Source organism: Neohoeflea coraliihabitans (assembly GCF_019334345.1).
Classification (GTDB): Bacteria; Pseudomonadota; Alphaproteobacteria; order Rhizobiales; family Rhizobiaceae; genus Pseudohoeflea; species Pseudohoeflea coraliihabitans.
This window is the reverse complement of record NZ_JAHWQX010000005.1, coordinates 128,063-143,683: the sequence shown is the minus strand read 5'-3', so window position 1 is coordinate 143,683 and position 15,621 is coordinate 128,063. Positions and strand designations below refer to the sequence as shown.

Annotated in this window: 18 protein-coding genes; 12 read left to right on the top strand and 6 right to left on the bottom strand. The window is 61.6% G+C overall.

Features of this window, described 5'->3' with window-relative positions:
- Nucleotides 1-13: 13 nt before the first annotated feature.
- The 3 genes from mltA to KY465_RS17745 are packed head-to-tail and all read left to right on the top strand — an operon-like array spanning nt 14 to nt 2,071.
- Nucleotides 14-1,102 (top strand): murein transglycosylase A, encoded by a 1,089-nt coding sequence (gene mltA / locus KY465_RS17755; RefSeq protein WP_219203516.1) that lies wholly within the window; start codon nt 14-16, stop codon nt 1,100-1,102.
- The gene (locus KY465_RS17750; protein ID WP_219203455.1) at nt 1,092-1,694 is read left to right on the top strand and encodes a Smr/MutS family protein; all 603 of its coding nucleotides are present in this window, start codon (nt 1,092-1,094) and stop codon (nt 1,692-1,694) included. The genes mltA and KY465_RS17750 overlap by 11 nt, the downstream gene beginning before the upstream one ends.
- Nucleotides 1,691-2,071, top strand: a complete 381-nt coding sequence (locus KY465_RS17745) for a helix-turn-helix domain-containing protein (RefSeq protein ID WP_219203454.1) — start codon at nt 1,691-1,693, stop codon at nt 2,069-2,071. Before KY465_RS17750 ends, KY465_RS17745 begins: the two co-directional genes overlap by 4 nt.
- Here KY465_RS17745 and KY465_RS17740 read toward each other — a convergent pair.
- The 3 genes from KY465_RS17740 to hslV form a co-directional block, all read right to left on the bottom strand.
- Nucleotides 2,068-3,021: a DUF1402 family protein gene (locus KY465_RS17740; RefSeq protein WP_428983053.1), complete on the bottom strand. Its 954-nt coding sequence runs from the start codon at nt 3,019-3,021 to the stop codon at nt 2,068-2,070. The genes KY465_RS17745 and KY465_RS17740 overlap by 4 nt on opposite strands.
- A 139-nt stretch (nt 3,022-3,160) precedes the next feature.
- Nucleotides 3,161-4,468, bottom strand: coding sequence for an ATP-dependent protease ATPase subunit HslU (gene hslU, locus KY465_RS17735; RefSeq protein WP_219203452.1), 1,308 nt, complete (start codon nt 4,466-4,468; stop codon nt 3,161-3,163).
- An 87-nt stretch (nt 4,469-4,555) separates the two neighbouring features.
- Nucleotides 4,556-5,104 (bottom strand): ATP-dependent protease subunit HslV, encoded by a 549-nt coding sequence (gene hslV / locus KY465_RS17730; protein ID WP_219203451.1) that lies wholly within the window; start codon nt 5,102-5,104, stop codon nt 4,556-4,558.
- 268 nt (nt 5,105-5,372) lie between these two features.
- On the opposite strand from hslV, the gene hisB reads away from it, so the two are divergent.
- The 8 genes from hisB to KY465_RS17690 all read left to right on the top strand — a co-directional run bounded on the left by hisB (nt 5,373) and on the right by KY465_RS17690 (nt 11,428).
- Nucleotides 5,373-5,981 carry an imidazoleglycerol-phosphate dehydratase HisB gene (gene hisB, locus KY465_RS17725; RefSeq protein ID WP_219203450.1) on the top strand — a complete coding sequence of 203 codons (609 nt, stop codon included), beginning with the start codon at nt 5,373-5,375 and terminating at the stop codon, nt 5,979-5,981.
- Nucleotides 5,982-6,111: 130 nt separating this feature from the next.
- The gene (locus tag KY465_RS17720; RefSeq protein WP_219203449.1) at nt 6,112-6,534 is read left to right on the top strand and encodes a DUF2628 domain-containing protein; all 423 of its coding nucleotides are present in this window, start codon (nt 6,112-6,114) and stop codon (nt 6,532-6,534) included.
- Nucleotides 6,535-6,597: 63 nt separating this feature from the next.
- Nucleotides 6,598-7,248: an imidazole glycerol phosphate synthase subunit HisH gene (gene hisH, locus KY465_RS17715; protein WP_219203448.1), complete on the top strand. Its 651-nt coding sequence runs from the start codon at nt 6,598-6,600 to the stop codon at nt 7,246-7,248.
- A gap of 4 nt (nt 7,249-7,252) precedes the next feature.
- The gene (hisA, locus tag KY465_RS17710; protein WP_219203447.1) at nt 7,253-8,008 is read left to right on the top strand and encodes a 1-(5-phosphoribosyl)-5-[(5-phosphoribosylamino)methylideneamino]imidazole-4-carboxamide isomerase; all 756 of its coding nucleotides are present in this window, start codon (nt 7,253-7,255) and stop codon (nt 8,006-8,008) included.
- Nucleotides 8,009-8,129: 121 nt separating this feature from the next.
- Complete coding sequence (gene hisF / locus KY465_RS17705) at nt 8,130-8,906, top strand: imidazole glycerol phosphate synthase subunit HisF (protein ID WP_219203446.1); 777 nt, start codon at nt 8,130-8,132, stop codon at nt 8,904-8,906.
- Between the two features lie 21 nt (nt 8,907-8,927).
- Nucleotides 8,928-9,296 (top strand): phosphoribosyl-ATP diphosphatase, encoded by a 369-nt coding sequence (locus KY465_RS17700; RefSeq protein ID WP_219203445.1) that lies wholly within the window; start codon nt 8,928-8,930, stop codon nt 9,294-9,296.
- Nucleotides 9,297-9,422: 126 nt separating this feature from the next.
- Entirely contained in the window at nt 9,423-10,388 is a 966-nt protein-coding gene (coaA, locus tag KY465_RS17695; RefSeq protein WP_219203444.1) for a type I pantothenate kinase, read from the top strand.
- 92 nt (nt 10,389-10,480) lie between these two features.
- On the top strand, nt 10,481-11,428 hold the full coding sequence (locus tag KY465_RS17690) for a phosphatase PAP2 family protein (protein WP_219203443.1): 948 nt from the start codon (nt 10,481-10,483) through the stop codon (nt 11,426-11,428).
- Nucleotides 11,429-11,446: 18 nt separating this feature from the next.
- Here the strand turns inward: KY465_RS17690 and KY465_RS17685 are convergent, their stop codons facing one another.
- From KY465_RS17685 to KY465_RS17675, 3 genes are all read right to left on the bottom strand, one after another.
- Entirely contained in the window at nt 11,447-12,061 is a 615-nt protein-coding gene (locus tag KY465_RS17685) for an alpha-ketoglutarate-dependent dioxygenase AlkB (protein WP_219203442.1), read from the bottom strand.
- Nucleotides 12,062-12,148: 87 nt separating this feature from the next.
- Complete coding sequence (gene arfB, locus KY465_RS17680; RefSeq protein ID WP_219203441.1) at nt 12,149-12,586, bottom strand: alternative ribosome rescue aminoacyl-tRNA hydrolase ArfB; 438 nt, start codon at nt 12,584-12,586, stop codon at nt 12,149-12,151.
- Nucleotides 12,587-12,786: 200 nt separating this feature from the next.
- Nucleotides 12,787-14,400 carry a phosphoenolpyruvate carboxykinase gene (locus KY465_RS17675; RefSeq protein WP_219203440.1) on the bottom strand — a complete coding sequence of 538 codons (1,614 nt, stop codon included), beginning with the start codon at nt 14,398-14,400 and terminating at the stop codon, nt 12,787-12,789.
- A 474-nt stretch (nt 14,401-14,874) separates the two neighbouring features.
- On the opposite strand from KY465_RS17675, the gene KY465_RS17670 reads away from it, so the two are divergent.
- On the top strand, nt 14,875-15,585 hold the full coding sequence (locus KY465_RS17670) for a response regulator transcription factor (protein WP_219203439.1): 711 nt from the start codon (nt 14,875-14,877) through the stop codon (nt 15,583-15,585).
- The last annotated feature ends 36 nt before the right edge of the window (nt 15,586-15,621 follow it).

Genomic DNA, 15,621 nt, shown 5'->3' with positions numbered 1-15,621 from the left:
GGCCGAGGACAATATGGTCGGCGCATTGCGTGCCTTTCGCCGTTCAGCTGAACATGCCCTAAATGTCCGGCCCTATCGCCAGGCCGCCGCCGCGCCGCCATCAGCCGCTTTCAAACCGGCCTTCCAGGCCGCCATGGCCCTTGATCCCGAAGCGGTCCCGGCTGACTCTGCCCGCCGTTTCTTCGAGACTTATTTCACACCCCTTCGCATTCTGCCAGACGAGGGTGAGCCGGGCAGGGTCACGGCGTTCTACGAACCCATCGTCGATGCCCGCCGCCGTCCGGACGCCACCTGGCGCTATCCCTTCCTGCGCCGGCCTGCGGGACTGGAAGCGGTCCGGCCCGGCCATCCTTCCGCCGATCTGCCGCCCGACTTTCCCGAGGATTTTGCCTATGCGCTGCGCACGCCCTCCGGTTTGACAACCTGCCCCGACAGGCAGGCAATCGATCGCGGTGCATTCGCCGGTCAAGACCTCGAGATCGCCTATGCAGCTTCGAAGGCGGACGTGTTCTTTGCGCAGATTCAAGGCGCTGCACGATTGCGCCTCGAGAACGGAGAGATCACGCGCATCACATATGCCGCCAAATCCGGTCATCCGTTCACCGCCATCGGGCGGTTGCTCGCCGAGCGCGGCGCAATCCCGGCGGCAAAGGTGTCGATGCAATCGATCCACTCATGGCTGACGGCCCATCCTGACGAGGCCGACGCCCTGATGTGGGAGAACCGCTCCTATATTTTCTTCAAGGAGATCGAGTTGGCCGACGATGGTCTCGGTCCGGTCGCCGCCGCCAAGGTTCAGCTGGAGCCCGGCCGGTCGCTGGCCATCGATCGTGTTCTGCACAGTTTCGGCACGCCGTTCTTTGTCACCGCCCCGGCTTTGCGGGATTTTGACTGCGAGCGCTCCTTCGCACGCCTTATGATAGCGCAGGATACGGGCTCGGCGATCGTCGGCCCGGCGCGCGGCGATCTGTTTACCGGCAGCGGGGACCGGGCGGCAGAGCTTGCCGGTGCCGTCAACGCTGTGGCAGATTTTATTGTGTTGTTGCCGCGCGGTGCGGCGAGTCCCGCGCCGGCGGGGCAGGAGCCCGATCATGAGCGCTAAGGGTAGGAAGGGACTGTCGCATGACGATCGTGTCGTCTGGGATAGGGTGACCCGGACGGTGGCGCCGTTGCATGATGCGCCTTCCCCGCACGCGGCGGCCTCTGAGACCATGGCCGAATTGATGGCCGGGCAAGGAAGCAAGCCCGCGACGCCGTCATCCAAGGTTGTCAGGGCGGCCCCGGTCCTCACCCCGCGGTCCGGAACGCGTAAAGCTGAAACGCAGGATCATGGCTTTTCAAGCCAGCCGGCATTGCACCCGATTGAAAAACCCACCTGGCGCAAGATCAAGACCGGGCGGCTTGCCATCGAGGCTCGCCTCGACCTTCACGGCCTGCGCCGCACCGAGGCCTACCCGTTGCTTTACAACTTTCTTCTCGAGGCGCGGGATCGCGGCCTGCGCCACGTCCTGGTGATCACCGGCAAGGGGCGCTCGGGCGGAAGTGCGGGTGTGTTGCGCCGTGTGATCCCCGAATGGTTCACCCAGCCGCAGTTCCGCCTCCTCGTTTCGGGTGTGGAAACCTCGGCACGCGGTCATGGCGGCGAGGGGGCGCTGTATGTCCGCCTGCGCCGGCGCCGCGATATCAACCGATGACGCCGTTCGGTGCGGCGGTGCGGCGGTTGCGCGCCGAAAGAGGCATAACACAGCGCCGCATGGCGCACGACCTGGGCGTCTCAGCCGCTTATCTCTCCGCGCTGGAACACGGCCAGCGCTCCGCACCCAACTGGCAGCTGGTGCAGCGCATCATCGGATATTTCAACATCATCTGGGACGAAGCCGAGGAGCTCGAGCGCCTTGCCATGCTGTCACAGCCGCGCATTGTCATTTCTGCGAGGGAGTTGACCCCGCGCGCTGCTCTCCTCGCCAACCGCCTGGCCGAAAGCTTTCCGGCCTTGTCCAACGCAGCGCTCGACGAACTCGAAAAGTGGCTGGATGCATGTGAAAGAAGCGAGCCGGAGAGCGATGCTTAATTGCCGATAATGGCGCGCAGTTCCGCTTCCTTGTCGTTGACCAGCCAGCCATAGTAATTTTCCACGGGCAGCTTCGCTTTCTGGCCGCGCTTGGCGCGTTTGGCATTCGTGGCGGCAAGTTCGCGCGCGCGCCGTGTTGCCTCCCCGACATTGTACAGGGTTGCTGTAATCCCCGGGTTTGCCGAGATGTCGAAGTCCGCAATTCGGCGATAATCCTCGATGTCGGCGCTGATGCCCGCAGCCATAAGGGCCAGGGTGGAATCCGGATCCATGATCGCTTCGTAAACGCCGGCCGCGCGCTCGGCGGAGAACGGCCTGATTCTCGAGATCTGAACGGCGCGATCGGCATTTTTCAGGGCCGTAAGCGGGCTCAACTGCCCGAGGCCGAATGTTTGCCCCGCGTAGAAGGGTTCGAAGAAAACTGCGTTGAACCGGTTGTTCGGGAAGCTTTTGCCGTCGACGGTCTTGCCGCGGAACGTGCTGTTCCAGACCTCCTCCCGGCAGCTCCACACGGCCCGCGATCCTGCTGAATCGTCACAGACCGAAAATTCAGGTCGCTGGACGAAATCAGTGACCTTTTCGCCATCATATTCAAATCGGAAGCGCTCGCCGGCATAGGCGACAGCCTTGACGTAATAGCTCTGCAGCCGGTCATAGGCATCAACATTGTAGGTGTGCTCGCCGACCAGTGCACCGACAATATGCATCGGATCGATCTTGTAGTTTTGAGCCACGGTGCGGATTTTTTCCCGCAGCCGTGCATCGCCGGCGAGAAGATCGCGAATTTTTTCGTACTTGGCCTCAAAGGTCGAACGGGTCTGCTTGGTGCGCCGCACGGAAGCACCCGGAATGGCCGGCTGTTCAGCATGGCGATTACCGGGCGGCACCAGGGTCGCCGCCGCTGCGGGTGGAAGCAGTCCCCCGCCCAGGGCGATCAGCCCGAGCGCCAACGAGAAGAGAAAACTTCTTGAACGATTGACGGCCACGCGGTCTGATCCTTTCGCTGCGACGGGTGCACCCGCCGGGTCGCTGCAGGAGATGGATGCGACACCCACCCCGCTGTGCAACTTGTGTATCGGACCTGCGCTTTCAGAGGATATAGCGCGACAGGTCGGCATCCTGTGCCAGATCGCCCACATGCTGGCGGACATAATCCGAATCGATCTTGGTTGTCGAGCCTGACCTGTCCGGTGCCTCGAAGGAAATCTCGTCAAGAACGCGCTCCATCACCGTCTGCAGCCGGCGAGCGCCAATGTTCTCGAGCGTCCCGTTGAGGTGAACGGCCACCTCGGCCAGTGCGTCTATTGCGTCTTCAGTGAACTCGAGCGTCACACCCTCGGTTCCCATCAGCGCGATGTATTGCTTGATCAGACTGGCTTCCGTCTCCGTCAGGATGCGGCGGAAATCCTCCTTCTCCAGGGCACGCAGCTCGACACGGATCGGCAACCGACCCTGCAGTTCCGGGAGGAGGTCTGAAGGTTTGCTGACATGAAAGGCGCCGGATGCGATGAACAGGACATGGTCGGTCTTCACCGGCCCGTATTTGGTCGCAACTGTCGAACCTTCGACCAGTGGCAACAGATCGCGCTGCACGCCTTCGCGCGACACGCCGGCACCGGCGCCACCGTCACGCGCTGCGATCTTGTCGATCTCGTCGATAAAGACAATGCCCTCGTTTTCTGCCAGTTTCAAAGCTTCCTGCTGCACCTGCTCCATGTCGAGAAGCTTGTCGGATTCGTCATTGACGAGCATGTCGTGTGAATCCTTGACGGTCGTCTTGACCTTTTTGGCGCGGCCGCCCATCGCCTTGCCAAGCATGTCGCCTAGGTTGAGAACGCCGATATTGGCGCCCGGCATGCCGGGAAGCTCGAAATTCGGCATGCCGCCGCCGGTGTCGCTCACCTCCACCTCGATTTCCTTGTCGTCCAACTGGCCCTCGCGCAGCTTCTTGCGAAAGGAATCCCGCGTTGCCGGTGATGCGGTCGGACCGACCAGCGCATCAAGCACCCGTTGCTCGGCATTGATATGCGCCTTGGCGTTGACCTCCTTGCGCTTGCGATCGCGCACGATACCGATCGCCGCCTCGACCAGATCGCGGATGATCTGTTCGACATCGCGGCCGACATAGCCGACCTCTGTGAACTTGGTGGCTTCGACCTTGATGAACGGAGCACCGGCCAGTTTCGCCAATCGTCGCGAAATCTCGGTTTTGCCCACCCCGGTGGGGCCGATCATCAGAATATTCTTCGGCATCACCTCCTCTTTCAGAAGGCCGTCGAGCTGCTGGCGACGCCAGCGGTTGCGCAGCGCGATCGCGACCGCGCGCTTGGCTTCCTTTTGACCGATGATGAAGCGATCGAGTTCGGTCACCGTCTCGCGGGGAGAAAATGTTGTCATGGTTGGGGTCTCGTCTTTGCGTCGCGGGCCGTCTGAGCCCTTGCTGTATTCGCCGTGACAGGCAGGCACGGTGGCTCCGCCGCCCGCCTATTCGGCGTCAAGAGTTTCGATGTGAATGTTGCCGTTGGTATACACGCAGATCTCGCCGGCGATTTCCATTGCCCGGCGTGCCACCTCCTCGGCGTTGCGATCGGTATCCATCAGGGCACGCGCCGCCGCATAGGCATAATTTCCGCCTGAACCGATGGCCATCGTCCCATGTTCCGGCTCGAGCACATCACCGTTGCCTGTCAGTGCCAGGGTCACGGTCTTGTCGGCCACGAGCATCATCGCTTCAAGGCGCCTGAGATAACGGTCGGTGCGCCAGTCCTTGGCCAGCTCGACGGCAGCGCGCGTCAACTGGCCCGGATACTGTTCGAGCTTGGTCTCGAGCCGTTCCAGCAGCGTGAAGGCATCAGCCGTGGCGCCGGCGAAACCGGCAATGACCGAGCCGTCCTTGCCGATGCGCCGCACTTTCTTGGCGTTGCCCTTCATCACGGTCTGCCCCAGGCTGACCTGGCCGTCACCCGCCATCACCACCTGTCCGCCCTTACGCACAGTGATGATCGTCGTGGCGTGCATGCTTGCCTCGCTCATCTTTAATCCTCGCTTAGCCGGTTGCAGGCCGTGGCGGCTGCCGGCGGAAAAATCTCTTCCGCCTATGTAAGTGCCGAAACAGCGATTGCAAACGGTGTGTGGACGCAGCCGACTTCTGACCAGCACAGGCACCAGTGCCATCTGGAATTTTCGCCGCAGGGCTGGTATTGAGCGCCGGCGACACCCCGCCCGGCAATCGACCTGGCAGGGTGGCCGAGCCCGGTACCCCGAGATCGCCCTGCGCGGCGGTCGTCAGAGAGACAGCCCGATGACCCAGTCCGCCGTCAACCGTTCCGCCAGCATCACGCGGAAAACCAATGAGACCGACATCCAGGTTTCTGTCACCATCGATGGGACTGGTCGCGCCAAGATCGCAACCGGCATCGGCTTTTTCGATCACATGCTCGATCAGCTGGCACGCCACTCGCTGATCGACATGGAGATTTCTGCCAGGGGCGATCTGCATATCGATGATCACCACACCGTTGAAGATGTCGGTATCGCGCTTGGCCAGGCGCTGCACAAGGCGCTTGGGGACCGCAAGGGCATTCGCCGCTATGCCTCGATTGACCTGCCGATGGACGAAACCCTGTCACGCGCGGCCCTCGACGTTTCCGGACGACCCTTCCTCGTCTGTGACATCGCCTTCACGGCCCAGCGCATCGGCACCTTCGACACCGAACTCGTACGCGAATTCTTCCAGGCCTTCGCGCAGCATGGCGCCTTGACGCTGCACATCGCCAATCTTTACGGCGCCAACAGCCATCATATTGCCGAATCCTGCTTCAAGGCGGTGGCGCGGGCGCTGCGTGCAGCCTGCGAGATCGACCCGCGCATGGCCGATGCCGTGCCTTCCACCAAGGGAATGCTGGTCTGACAGATCAGCTGCAAGGGAACCTGCTGCCGTGACGTCTTATGCAATCCTCGCATCTGCGGATCGACCGCACTCGCAGCTGCGGGGATCGGCGCATAGGCCCCTTAAGGAGCAACTGCACGGTCCGCTCCGCGTGATCGGCGATCGCTTTACCCTGGCGGGTTTCCTTTTCCGCGGCCTGTGGCTGCTCTGGCATCGCGCCTGGTTCGCCGGACTTGCGGTTCTGGCGGTCGATATCGTCATTGCGGCAGCCATGGCGCTCACCGGTCAGGTCGGCTTTTTCTACCTGCTGTCTTTCGGATTGGCGCTGATTGTCGGTTTCGAGGGCCAGCAATGGCGTGTTGCCTCGCGGCTTGCCAAGGGGGATCACCTGCTGGACCGTGTTGAGGCCGCCGATAGCGAAGAAGCACTCCTCCGGGCGGCAATGAAGCAGAGCGCTGGCCATCAGCAGGGCAGTCCGCCCCCTTTGCCTCCGCGGCGCCATCTCGCCGTGAACGCGGCCCCTGACGATCCGGGCGAATATATCGGCCTGGTGCCGTCGGGCCGTCAGCAATGACCCTTGCGGCGGCAAGCATTAAATATCAATCAGCAGTCAGATCAGCGAAGTGAAGCGGCAGGAATGAAAATCGCCATTATCGATTATGGATCCGGCAATCTGCGTTCGGCGACGCGCGCCTTCGAACGTGCGGCCGCGGAAAACGGCATCGCTGCTGAGGTGATACTGACCGACCGCGCCGAGGAGGTCGCTGCTGCAGATCGCATTGTCTTGCCCGGAGTCGGCGCCTATGCCGACTGCAGGGCCGGGTTGGATGCCGTTGATGGTATGGTCGAAGCGTTGCATACGAGCGTCCGCGACAAAGCTCGCCCTTTTCTCGGAATCTGTGTCGGCATGCAGCTGATGGCGACACGTGGCCGCGAGAAGAGTGACACGCCGGGGCTCGACTGGATTTCCGGCGATGTGATCGCCCTCACGCCCGATGATCCGCAGCTCAAGATCCCGCAGATTGGATGGAACACGCTGAATGTGAGCCGTACCCATCCGCTATTTGCCGGCATTCCGAGCGGTCCCGATGGCCTGCACGCTTATTTCGTTCACTCCTACCAGCTGTGCGCAAGCCGCGCCGAAGATGTCCTGGCAACCACCGACTATGGCGGCGCGGTGACAGCCGCGGTATGCCGCGACAACATGGCCGGGACGCAGTTCCACCCGGAAAAGAGCCAGGCCCTCGGTCTCGCCCTGATCGCCAATTTCTTGCAATGGAAACCGTGAGCCGATGACCGCGAAGATCCTCTTCCCAGCGATCGACCTGAAAGATGGCCAGTGTGTCCGCCTCAAGCTTGGCGAAATGGACAGCGCCACGGTCTACAATGACAATCCCGCCGACCAGGCGCGCGCCTTCGAGGCGATGGGATTCGAGTGGTTGCATGTGGTCGATCTGAATGGCGCTTTTGAGGGTCAGTCGGTCAATGGCGCAGCAGTCGAGGCCATCTTGGCGGCGACAGGCAATCCCGTGCAGCTTGGCGGCGGTATACGCACCCTGCGTGACATCGAGAATTGGCTCGCCAAAGGACTGGCGCGCGTCATTCTCGGAACGGTCGCCGTCCGCGATCCCGATCTGGTAATCGCCGCCTGCAAGGCTTTCCCCGGTCAGGTCGCCGTTGGCGTCGATGCCAAGGGTGGCAAGGTGGCGGTCGAGGGCTGGGCCGAGGCGAGTGAACTGGGGGTGGTCGAATTGGCGCGACGCTTCGAGGGCGCCGGCGTTGCGGCCATCATCTATACCGATATCGATCGTGACGGCGTCCTTGCCGGCATCAACTGGCCCTCGACCATCGCGCTCGCCGATGCAGTGACCATTCCTGTCATCGCCTCGGGTGGACTGGCCTCGCTGGACGACATTCGCCGCATGGTCGAGCCGGATGCCGCCAAACTCGAAGGTGCGATTTCCGGCCGCGCCCTTTATGATGGCCGTATCGATCCGCGCCAGGCGCTGGACATTCTCAAGAGCGCCGGCGAAAGGAGGCAGGCATGACTTTGAAAGCACGCGTCATTCCCTGCCTCGACGTCAAGGTTGGCCGTCCCGCCACGTGCGCCGCGCCCCCTCGCGGCGAACGGGCAAGGAGTAAAAACGGCACGGCCGGGAGTGGATGCATATGACTTTGAAAGCACGCGTCATTCCCTGCCTCGACGTCAAGGACGGTCGTGTCGTTAAGGGCGTCAATTTTCTAGATCTTGTCGATGCCGGTGATCCGGTGGAGGCTGCTCGTGCCTATGATGCCGCTGGCGCCGATGAATTGTGTTTTCTCGACATCACTGCCTCGTCTGACGAGCGCGACACGATCTTTGACGTCGTCGCCCGCACGGCTGAGCACTGTTTCATGCCCCTTACCGTGGGTGGCGGCGTTCGTACGGTTGCCGACATCCGCAAGCTGCTGCTCGCCGGTGCCGATAAGGTGGCGATCAACACCGCGGCGGTCAGGAATCCGGACTTCGTCGCCGAGGCGGCTGACAAGTTCGGCAACCAATGCATCGTTGTGGCCATTGATGCCAAGAAGGTCGCATCGGACAGCGATGACGACCGGTGGGAGATTTTCACCCATGGCGGGCGTACCCCGACCGGCATCGATGCGATCGACTTCGCCCGCCAGGTGGTGGCACGCGGCGCCGGCGAGATCCTGTTGACCTCGATGGATCGCGACGGCACCAAGATCGGCTACGACATCGCTCTGACCCGTACGCTGGCCGATACCGTCAGCGTGCCGGTGATCGCTTCCGGCGGGGTTGGCAGCCTCGATCATCTGGTCGAGGGCATTCGCGACGGCCACGCCACCGCCGTCCTTGCCGCCTCGATATTCCATTTTGGCACCCATTCGATTGCTGAGGCCAAGGCGCATATGGCCGCCGCCGGCCTGCCGATGCGTCTCGACTGAGCGCCACCCAGGAGCTTGCCCATGCCCGCCGACAAGAACCCTGCCTCCGGCTCGAACGCTGACGCAGCAAAATCCTTCAGCCTCGCCGACCTCGAACAGATCATTGCCGACAGGTCGAATGCAGCGCCCGACAGCTCCTGGACGGCAAAGCTGGTCGCCGGCGGCATGGAACGCGCTGCGAAGAAACTGGGCGAAGAGGCGGTCGAGACGGTGATTGCCGCGCTTTCCCGAGAGCGCGGTGCTGTGGTTGCTGAAACGGCCGATCTTCTCTTTCATTTGCTTGTCGTGCTAAGAATGAGCGATGTGCCGCTCTCCGAGGTCTTGCAGGAGCTGGAGAGGCGAACCGGACAGAGCGGCCTCGCCGAGAAGGCGGCACGGACGTCCGAGTGACGCACCCGCAACCGCATTTGACCAATGCGCCCGAAGTTTGTGCCGGAACCGGCGCCAGAGTTCAGCCCTATGTCCCAGTCCCGACCGGTGCCCGTAAAGCCCGCAGCAACGCTTTCGGAACCGCCTATGGAACCCCTTGACCACTTTCGCGACGATGATTTCTCGCCGTTCCGCTTCTTCACCGCCGAACAGTGGTCACGATTTCGCGCCGATACGCCGCTGACCTTGACCGAGGAAGAGGTGCGCCGCCTGCGCTCGCTTAACGATCCTGTCGACCTCGACGAGATCCGGCGCATCTATTTGTCATTGTCGCGCCTTCTGTCGGCGCATGTCGAATCCTCGCAACTGCTGTTCCACCAGCGCAAGAGCTTTCTCAACATCGACCAGGCCTGGAAAACACCCTTCATCATCGGCATCGCCGGCTCGGTGGCGGTCGGCAAGTCGACAACGGCGCGCATTCTCGCCGAACTTCTCAAACGCTGGCCATCCAGCCCGAAGGTCGATCTGGTCACCACCGACGGCTTTCTTTACCCCAACGAGGTCCTGCGCCGTGAAGACCTGATGGATCGCAAGGGCTTTCCGGAAAGCTATGACGTTGGCGCCGTGCTGCGCTTTCTCTCCGATATCAAGGCTGGCCGGCCAAATGTGCATGCGCCCAGCTACTCTCACCTGACCTATGATGTATTGCCGGGCGAGTTCACGGTCGTCGATCGGCCCGACATCCTGATCTTCGAAGGCATCAATGTGCTGCAGGTGCGCGATCTGCCCGAGGATGGCAAGATCGTCCCCTTCGTTTCCGATTTCTTTGATTTCGCCATCTATATCGATGCCGAGGAAGCCGACATCCACCATTGGTATGTCGAGCGCTTCATGCGCCTGCGCGAGACCGCCTTCCGCGATCCCGAAAGCTTCTTTCACCGCTATGCCGCAATTCAGCCTGATGCAGCCCGGGCCGTTGCCGAGAGCCTTTGGGAAAACATCAACCTGAAAAACCTGCACGACAACATATTGCCGACCCGCCCACGGGCTGATTTGATCCTCCGCAAGGGCCGTGATCACCTGATTAACCGGGTCGCCCTGCGCAAGCTATAAGCCAGGCGGCTTCCAAATCCTGGGCAAACAGATCCAATAATTTTTAACGAAATCCCCCTAAGACGACACTGGTATTTGAAACGGGGGACTCCATGTCAGACGCTGCGCAGGACGGCATTCAGAACCGCTTTTATCTGGCTCTTGTCGGCCTGTGGGCGGTCGTGCTCGCCGCGCAACGCTTTTCCAAGGTGAGTGTTGCCTATGGCGACTTCGCGGTCGCGCTGGCTCTTTCGGCGGCACTCGCGATCATCGGCTGGGTGATGCGGCGGCGCGGCTACCTGCTGTTGTCCGCGGTCGCCAGCCTGTTCGCCGGCCTATATCTGGTGCTTTTGCCGATGATCATGGCCAACTACATGGCCATGAGCTTCAACCGGCCGCTAGCGGATGACTTTCTCGCCGCGCTCGATGCAGGCCTCGGCTTCGACTGGCTGGCCTATATCCGATTTGTTGACGGACTTCCCTGGCTGGCTGACGCGTTCACCCTGGCCTACAGTTCTTTCACGATCCAGCTGCTCATCGTGCCGTTGTTGCTTCTCCTGCTGTTCCGCGATTCGCGCCGGGCGCATGCCTTCATCATCGCCTATGCCCTGTTCACGCTCATCGCAGCCGCGATCGCCATCTGGTTTCCGGCCCACGGAACCTATCTTTACTATGGGTATGACGGCAGCGAATTTGCCAATCTCAACACCGTCTTTGCCTTCGAGTTCTTCGACCATTTCGTAGCGGTGCGCGCCAGCGACAGCTTTCACATCGAACTCGGTTCCGTCTCCGGCATCCTCACCTTCCCCTCGGTGCATGCCGGCGTCGCTTATCTGGCCATCTGGGCCACATGGCCCTATCGCCTGCTGCGCTATCCGTTTTTCATCGTCAATCTTGCCATGGCGTTGGCGACGGTGTCGAACGCCAACCATTATTTCATCGACGCTCTGGCAAGCATTCCCCTTGCCCTGATCACCGTACTGGCCGTCCGCCGGATAATGGCCATGAAAAGCGACCGGCTTTCAGTCCCGCTGGCCGGGCCGCTTGTTCCGGCACGTTAAGGCAGGCAGGCGCCGAGATTAATCCGACGCGTTCACCCGGCGCAGCGTCAGATTGATGCGTCCGCCGTGCTTGAGAAGCGTCGAGGTATCCGGATAGATCCGATCGACGCCGTGATAGACCAGCCTGCTTTCGCCGCCGAGCACAACAATGTCGCCGCTATCGAGGCGGAATGATTTCGAAGGTGACGGTCCCGCCACCTGGCCAACCCGGAACAGGCAGGAATCCCCCAACGAAACAGACAGAACCGGAGCGCCAAGGTCCGATTCGTCCTTGTCCTGATGCAGACCCATGCGCGCGGTGTCGCGATAGAAATTGACAAGGCAGGCCTCGGGCGGCTGGTCATGGCCAGAGAGCTCTGCCCACAGCGCCATCAGCCGCCCCGGCATGGGCGGCCATGGGCGGCCAGTCACCGGATGATGCGGCTGGTAGCGATATCCCTTGCGATCTGCCACCCAGCCAAGCGGCCCGCAATTGGTCATCTTTACAGAGAAGGGCCGGCCTGACCGCGGCATGATCGGCTGAAACAGCGGCGCGGCCTCGACCACGGCGCGAATGTCCTCGACCAGAGCCTTCTGACTGTCGCGGTCAAGATGACCGGGAATATGCCGCACGCCCCTGGGGAGAACCATCATGACGCTACGCCTTCCCCTGCCATCGGCGATCCCTCGCGCAGTATTCCGACGTCGGTGCGGCCGAGCAGTCCCGTCGTGGTCCTGACCCTAGTCATCTTTCTTGATGCGGCCGCGGCCTTTCTTGATATCGGCACGAATCGACTTTGATTTCAATCGCCGTTCGACGGCGCCGCGGCTTGGCCGTGTCTTGCGCCGCGGCGGTGGCGGCGGCTCCGAGGCGGCATCTATCAGTTCGGTGAGCCGGTCCCTCGCATCGGCGCGATTGCGTTCCTGCGTCCGGTGGCGTCGCGCCTCGATCATCAGCACGCCCTCCTTCGAGACGCGGCTGCCGCCGAATCGGATCAACCGTGATTTGACCCGTTCCGGCAGGCTCGGGGACTGGCGAATGTCGAATTGCAGCTGCACGGCCGTCGCCACCTTGTTGACGTTCTGCCCGCCAGGCCCTGCCGAGTGGATGAAGTTCTCCTTCAGCTCCCAGCCGGCAATGACGATGTTGCGTGCCGCGTAGAGTGCGCCTTGCGACATGATACCCTCATTCTCGTCGTTCGCTGTTTTCCTAGCATATGCGCACCGGTGACCGGCAATTCGAGATGGCAGAAGTTTCTCGGGGATTTGTGAGCCGCCCCGGCCAGGCCGGAGCGCTGACGACCGCAACCGCAATTGCCAAACCGCCACGGGACGGCAGGGCCCATGGCGGTCTGGTCGTGGTGTTGGTGCTTGCTTGCTTACTCGGCTGCCGCGCGTAAGCCCGGCGCTGCATCGCGCACGGATCCGTCGACATGCGCTTCGAAGCGGGCGAAATTATCCGTGAACATGCTGACAAGCCGGCTCGCCATGGCGTCATATGCCTGCTTGTCCGCCCAGGTGGAGCGTGGGTCGAGTATGGCCGCATCAACGCCGCTGACTGCCAGCGGCACCTGAAAGCCGAAATTCGGATCGGTGCGCAGCTCGGCCGCATTCAGTGACCCGTCCAGCGCCGCGCCCAGAAGCGTGCGTGTCGCCTTGATCGGCATGCGCTCGCCGACGCCGTAGGCGCCGCCGGTCCAGCCGGTATTGACCAGCCAGCAGTCGACATTGTGCTCAGCGATCAGGTCACGCAGCAGATTGCCGTATTCCGAAGGGTGGCGCGGCATGAAAGGTGCCCCGAAGCAGGTGGAGAAGGTCGCCTCCGGCTCGATCACGCCCTTCTCCGTGCCGGCAACCTTGGCGGTGTAACCGGAGAGGAAGTGATACATGGCCTGTTCCGGCGTCAGCTTGGCGATCGGGGGCATGACCCCGAAGGCATCGGCCGTCAGCATGATGATGTTCTTTGGATGGCCGGCGCGGCCGTCATCGCTGGCATTGGCGATGAAATGCAGCGGATAGGCGCAGCGTGTGTTTTCGGTCAGCGACCCGTCATCAAAGTCCGGCACGCGATTGTCATCGAGCACCACATTCTCCAATACCGTGCCGAAGCGTTCGGTGGTGCTGTAGATCTCCGGTTCCGCCTGGCGTGACAGCCGTATGGTCTTGGCATAGCAGCCGCCTTCGAAATTGAAGATGCCATCAGGGCCCCAGCCATGTTCGTCATCGCCGATCAGGGTCCGCTTCGGATCGGCCGAGAGCGTCGTCTTGCCGGTCCCCGACAGGCCGAAGAACACGGCCGCATCGCCATCATCGCCGACATTCGCCGAGCAATGCATGGGCATGACGTTTTTCTCCGGCAGCAGGTAGTTGAGCACGGTGAACACCGATTTCTTCATTTCACCGGCATAGGAGGTGCCGCCGATCAGCACGATGCGCCGATCGAAATTCACTGCGATGACCGTTTCGGACCGGCAGCCGTGCCGTGCCGGATCGGCGGCAAAGCTTGGCAGATCGATGATCGTCAGTTCCGGCACATAGCTTTCCAGATCGGCGGCGTCCGGCCGGATCAACAGGTTGCGGATAAACAGCGAGTGCCAGGCGAATTCGGTGATAACGCGCGATTTGAGCGCATGCGCCTCGTCAGCGCCACCAACAAGGTCCTGAACGTAAAGGTCCATGCCCTTCGCATGGGCCAGCATGTCGGCGTGCAGACGCTCAAATGCTTCCGGATCCATCGGCTGGTTGTTGTCCCACCACACGCTGTCCTCGGTGGTGGCGTCGCGGACCACGAACTTGTCCTTTGGCGAACGGCCGGTGTGCTGTCCGGTCAGGGCACGCAAGGCGCCGTGCGCCGTCAGCTGCGCTTCTCCCTGCGCAATGGCATGCTCGACCAGTTCAGCCGCGCGCAGATTGTAGCGTACCGTACCGGCGTCCTGCAGGCCGGCGAGGGCGATGCCCGCGGCGCGATTGCGTATTCCGAGCTCGTCGAACATGTGCCATCCTTTGCATGCGGCCCTCCCGCTGCAGGGCAGAAGGTCGGGGCGGGAGACCTCGGACAGGTCAGAGTCCCGGGCGGGCCAAATTTAAAACCGCGGAATTCTGTACAGTTGCTCGCCCGCAAAAACAACAAGCAATCATTGGAATACCTAATGAAATCAGACTATTAATCGATTTAAAAAAGTTTAGTTAGGTTTCAATCGGTTTAAATCACTTTTCCGGTTGGACATCTGGTCTTCCGCGGAATGACACCTAGGTAAATCTGTGCCACATTTTGTTCTCAGTTTACCCTCAGGGACAGTGTCACGATCGGCCCTGCCCGCGATCAAACGCGCTTCGGTCGCTTGCTTGGAGGTTCCTTTGAGGCCGAGCGAAACGTGACCCGCCGGCGACAGCGGTCAAAAGCAGGATGAGCCGAAAAAGCAGGACGGCCCGGCATGTAAGGGCCGCAAGAATGACGGAGTACTTTTATGCAAACCATCGCGCTCGTCGATGACGACCGCAATATCCTGACGTCGGTCTCCATTGCCTTGGAAGCCGAGGGATATCGCGTCGAAACCTACACCGATGGTGCTTCCGCGCTCGATGGCCTCTCGGCGCGTCCACCGCAATTGGCGATCTTCGATATCAAGATGCCACGCATGGATGGCATGGAACTGTTGCGCCGCTTGCGCCAGAAATCGGATATCCCGGTGATCTTCCTGACTTCGAAAGATGAGGAGATCGATGAACTCTTCGGCCTGAAGATGGGAGCCGACGACTTCATCACCAAGCCGTTTTCCCAAAGGCTTCTCGTCGAACGGGTCAAGGCGGTGTTGCGCCGCGCCGCAAACAGGGAGAGCGCCGCCCAGGGGCGTGCCCCCTCGTCGCCGTCAAAGACTCTCGAGCGCGGCAGCCTTGTCATGGATCAGGAGCGCCACACCTGCACCTGGAAAGAGCAGCCGGTGACGTTGACGGTCACGGAGTTTCTCATTTTGCAGTCCCTGGCCCAGCGCCCTGGTGTCGTCAAGAGCCGTGATGCCCTGATGGATGCGGCCTATGACGAACAGGTCTATGTCGACGATCGCACCATCGACAGCCACATCAAGCGCCTGCGCAAGAAATTCAAGCTCGTCGACAATGACTTCGATATGATCGAAACGCTTTACGGCGTGGGCTATCGCTTCAGGGAGATGGGCTGACGAAAGCGCAATCCACGCTGTTGATCGACGAGAGGA

Excerpts from the sequence above, each read along its gene's own strand:
- mltA (WP_219203516.1), top strand. The coding sequence starts at position 14 with ATGGTCGGCGCATTGCGTGCCTTTCGCCGTTCAGCTGAACATGCCCTA.
- KY465_RS17750 (WP_219203455.1), top strand. The coding sequence starts at position 1,092 with ATGAGCGCTAAGGGTAGGAAGGGACTGTCGCATGACGATCGTGTCGTC.
- KY465_RS17745 (WP_219203454.1), top strand. The coding sequence starts at position 1,691 with ATGACGCCGTTCGGTGCGGCGGTGCGGCGGTTGCGCGCCGAAAGAGGC.
- hslU (WP_219203452.1), bottom strand. The coding sequence starts at position 4,468 with ATGACAACATTTTCTCCCCGCGAGACGGTGACCGAACTCGATCGCTTC.
- hslV (WP_219203451.1), bottom strand. The coding sequence starts at position 5,104 with ATGAGCGAGGCAAGCATGCACGCCACGACGATCATCACTGTGCGTAAG.
- hisB (WP_219203450.1), top strand. The coding sequence starts at position 5,373 with ATGACCCAGTCCGCCGTCAACCGTTCCGCCAGCATCACGCGGAAAACC.
- hisH (WP_219203448.1), top strand. The coding sequence starts at position 6,598 with ATGAAAATCGCCATTATCGATTATGGATCCGGCAATCTGCGTTCGGCG.
- hisA (WP_219203447.1), top strand. The coding sequence starts at position 7,253 with ATGACCGCGAAGATCCTCTTCCCAGCGATCGACCTGAAAGATGGCCAG.
- hisF (WP_219203446.1), top strand. The coding sequence starts at position 8,130 with ATGACTTTGAAAGCACGCGTCATTCCCTGCCTCGACGTCAAGGACGGT.
- KY465_RS17700 (WP_219203445.1), top strand. The coding sequence starts at position 8,928 with ATGCCCGCCGACAAGAACCCTGCCTCCGGCTCGAACGCTGACGCAGCA.
- coaA (WP_219203444.1), top strand. The coding sequence starts at position 9,423 with ATGGAACCCCTTGACCACTTTCGCGACGATGATTTCTCGCCGTTCCGC.
- KY465_RS17690 (WP_219203443.1), top strand. The coding sequence starts at position 10,481 with ATGTCAGACGCTGCGCAGGACGGCATTCAGAACCGCTTTTATCTGGCT.
- KY465_RS17685 (WP_219203442.1), bottom strand. The coding sequence starts at position 12,061 with ATGATGGTTCTCCCCAGGGGCGTGCGGCATATTCCCGGTCATCTTGAC.
- arfB (WP_219203441.1), bottom strand. The coding sequence starts at position 12,586 with ATGTCGCAAGGCGCACTCTACGCGGCACGCAACATCGTCATTGCCGGC.
- KY465_RS17675 (WP_219203440.1), bottom strand. The coding sequence starts at position 14,400 with ATGTTCGACGAGCTCGGAATACGCAATCGCGCCGCGGGCATCGCCCTC.
- KY465_RS17670 (WP_219203439.1), top strand. The coding sequence starts at position 14,875 with ATGCAAACCATCGCGCTCGTCGATGACGACCGCAATATCCTGACGTCG.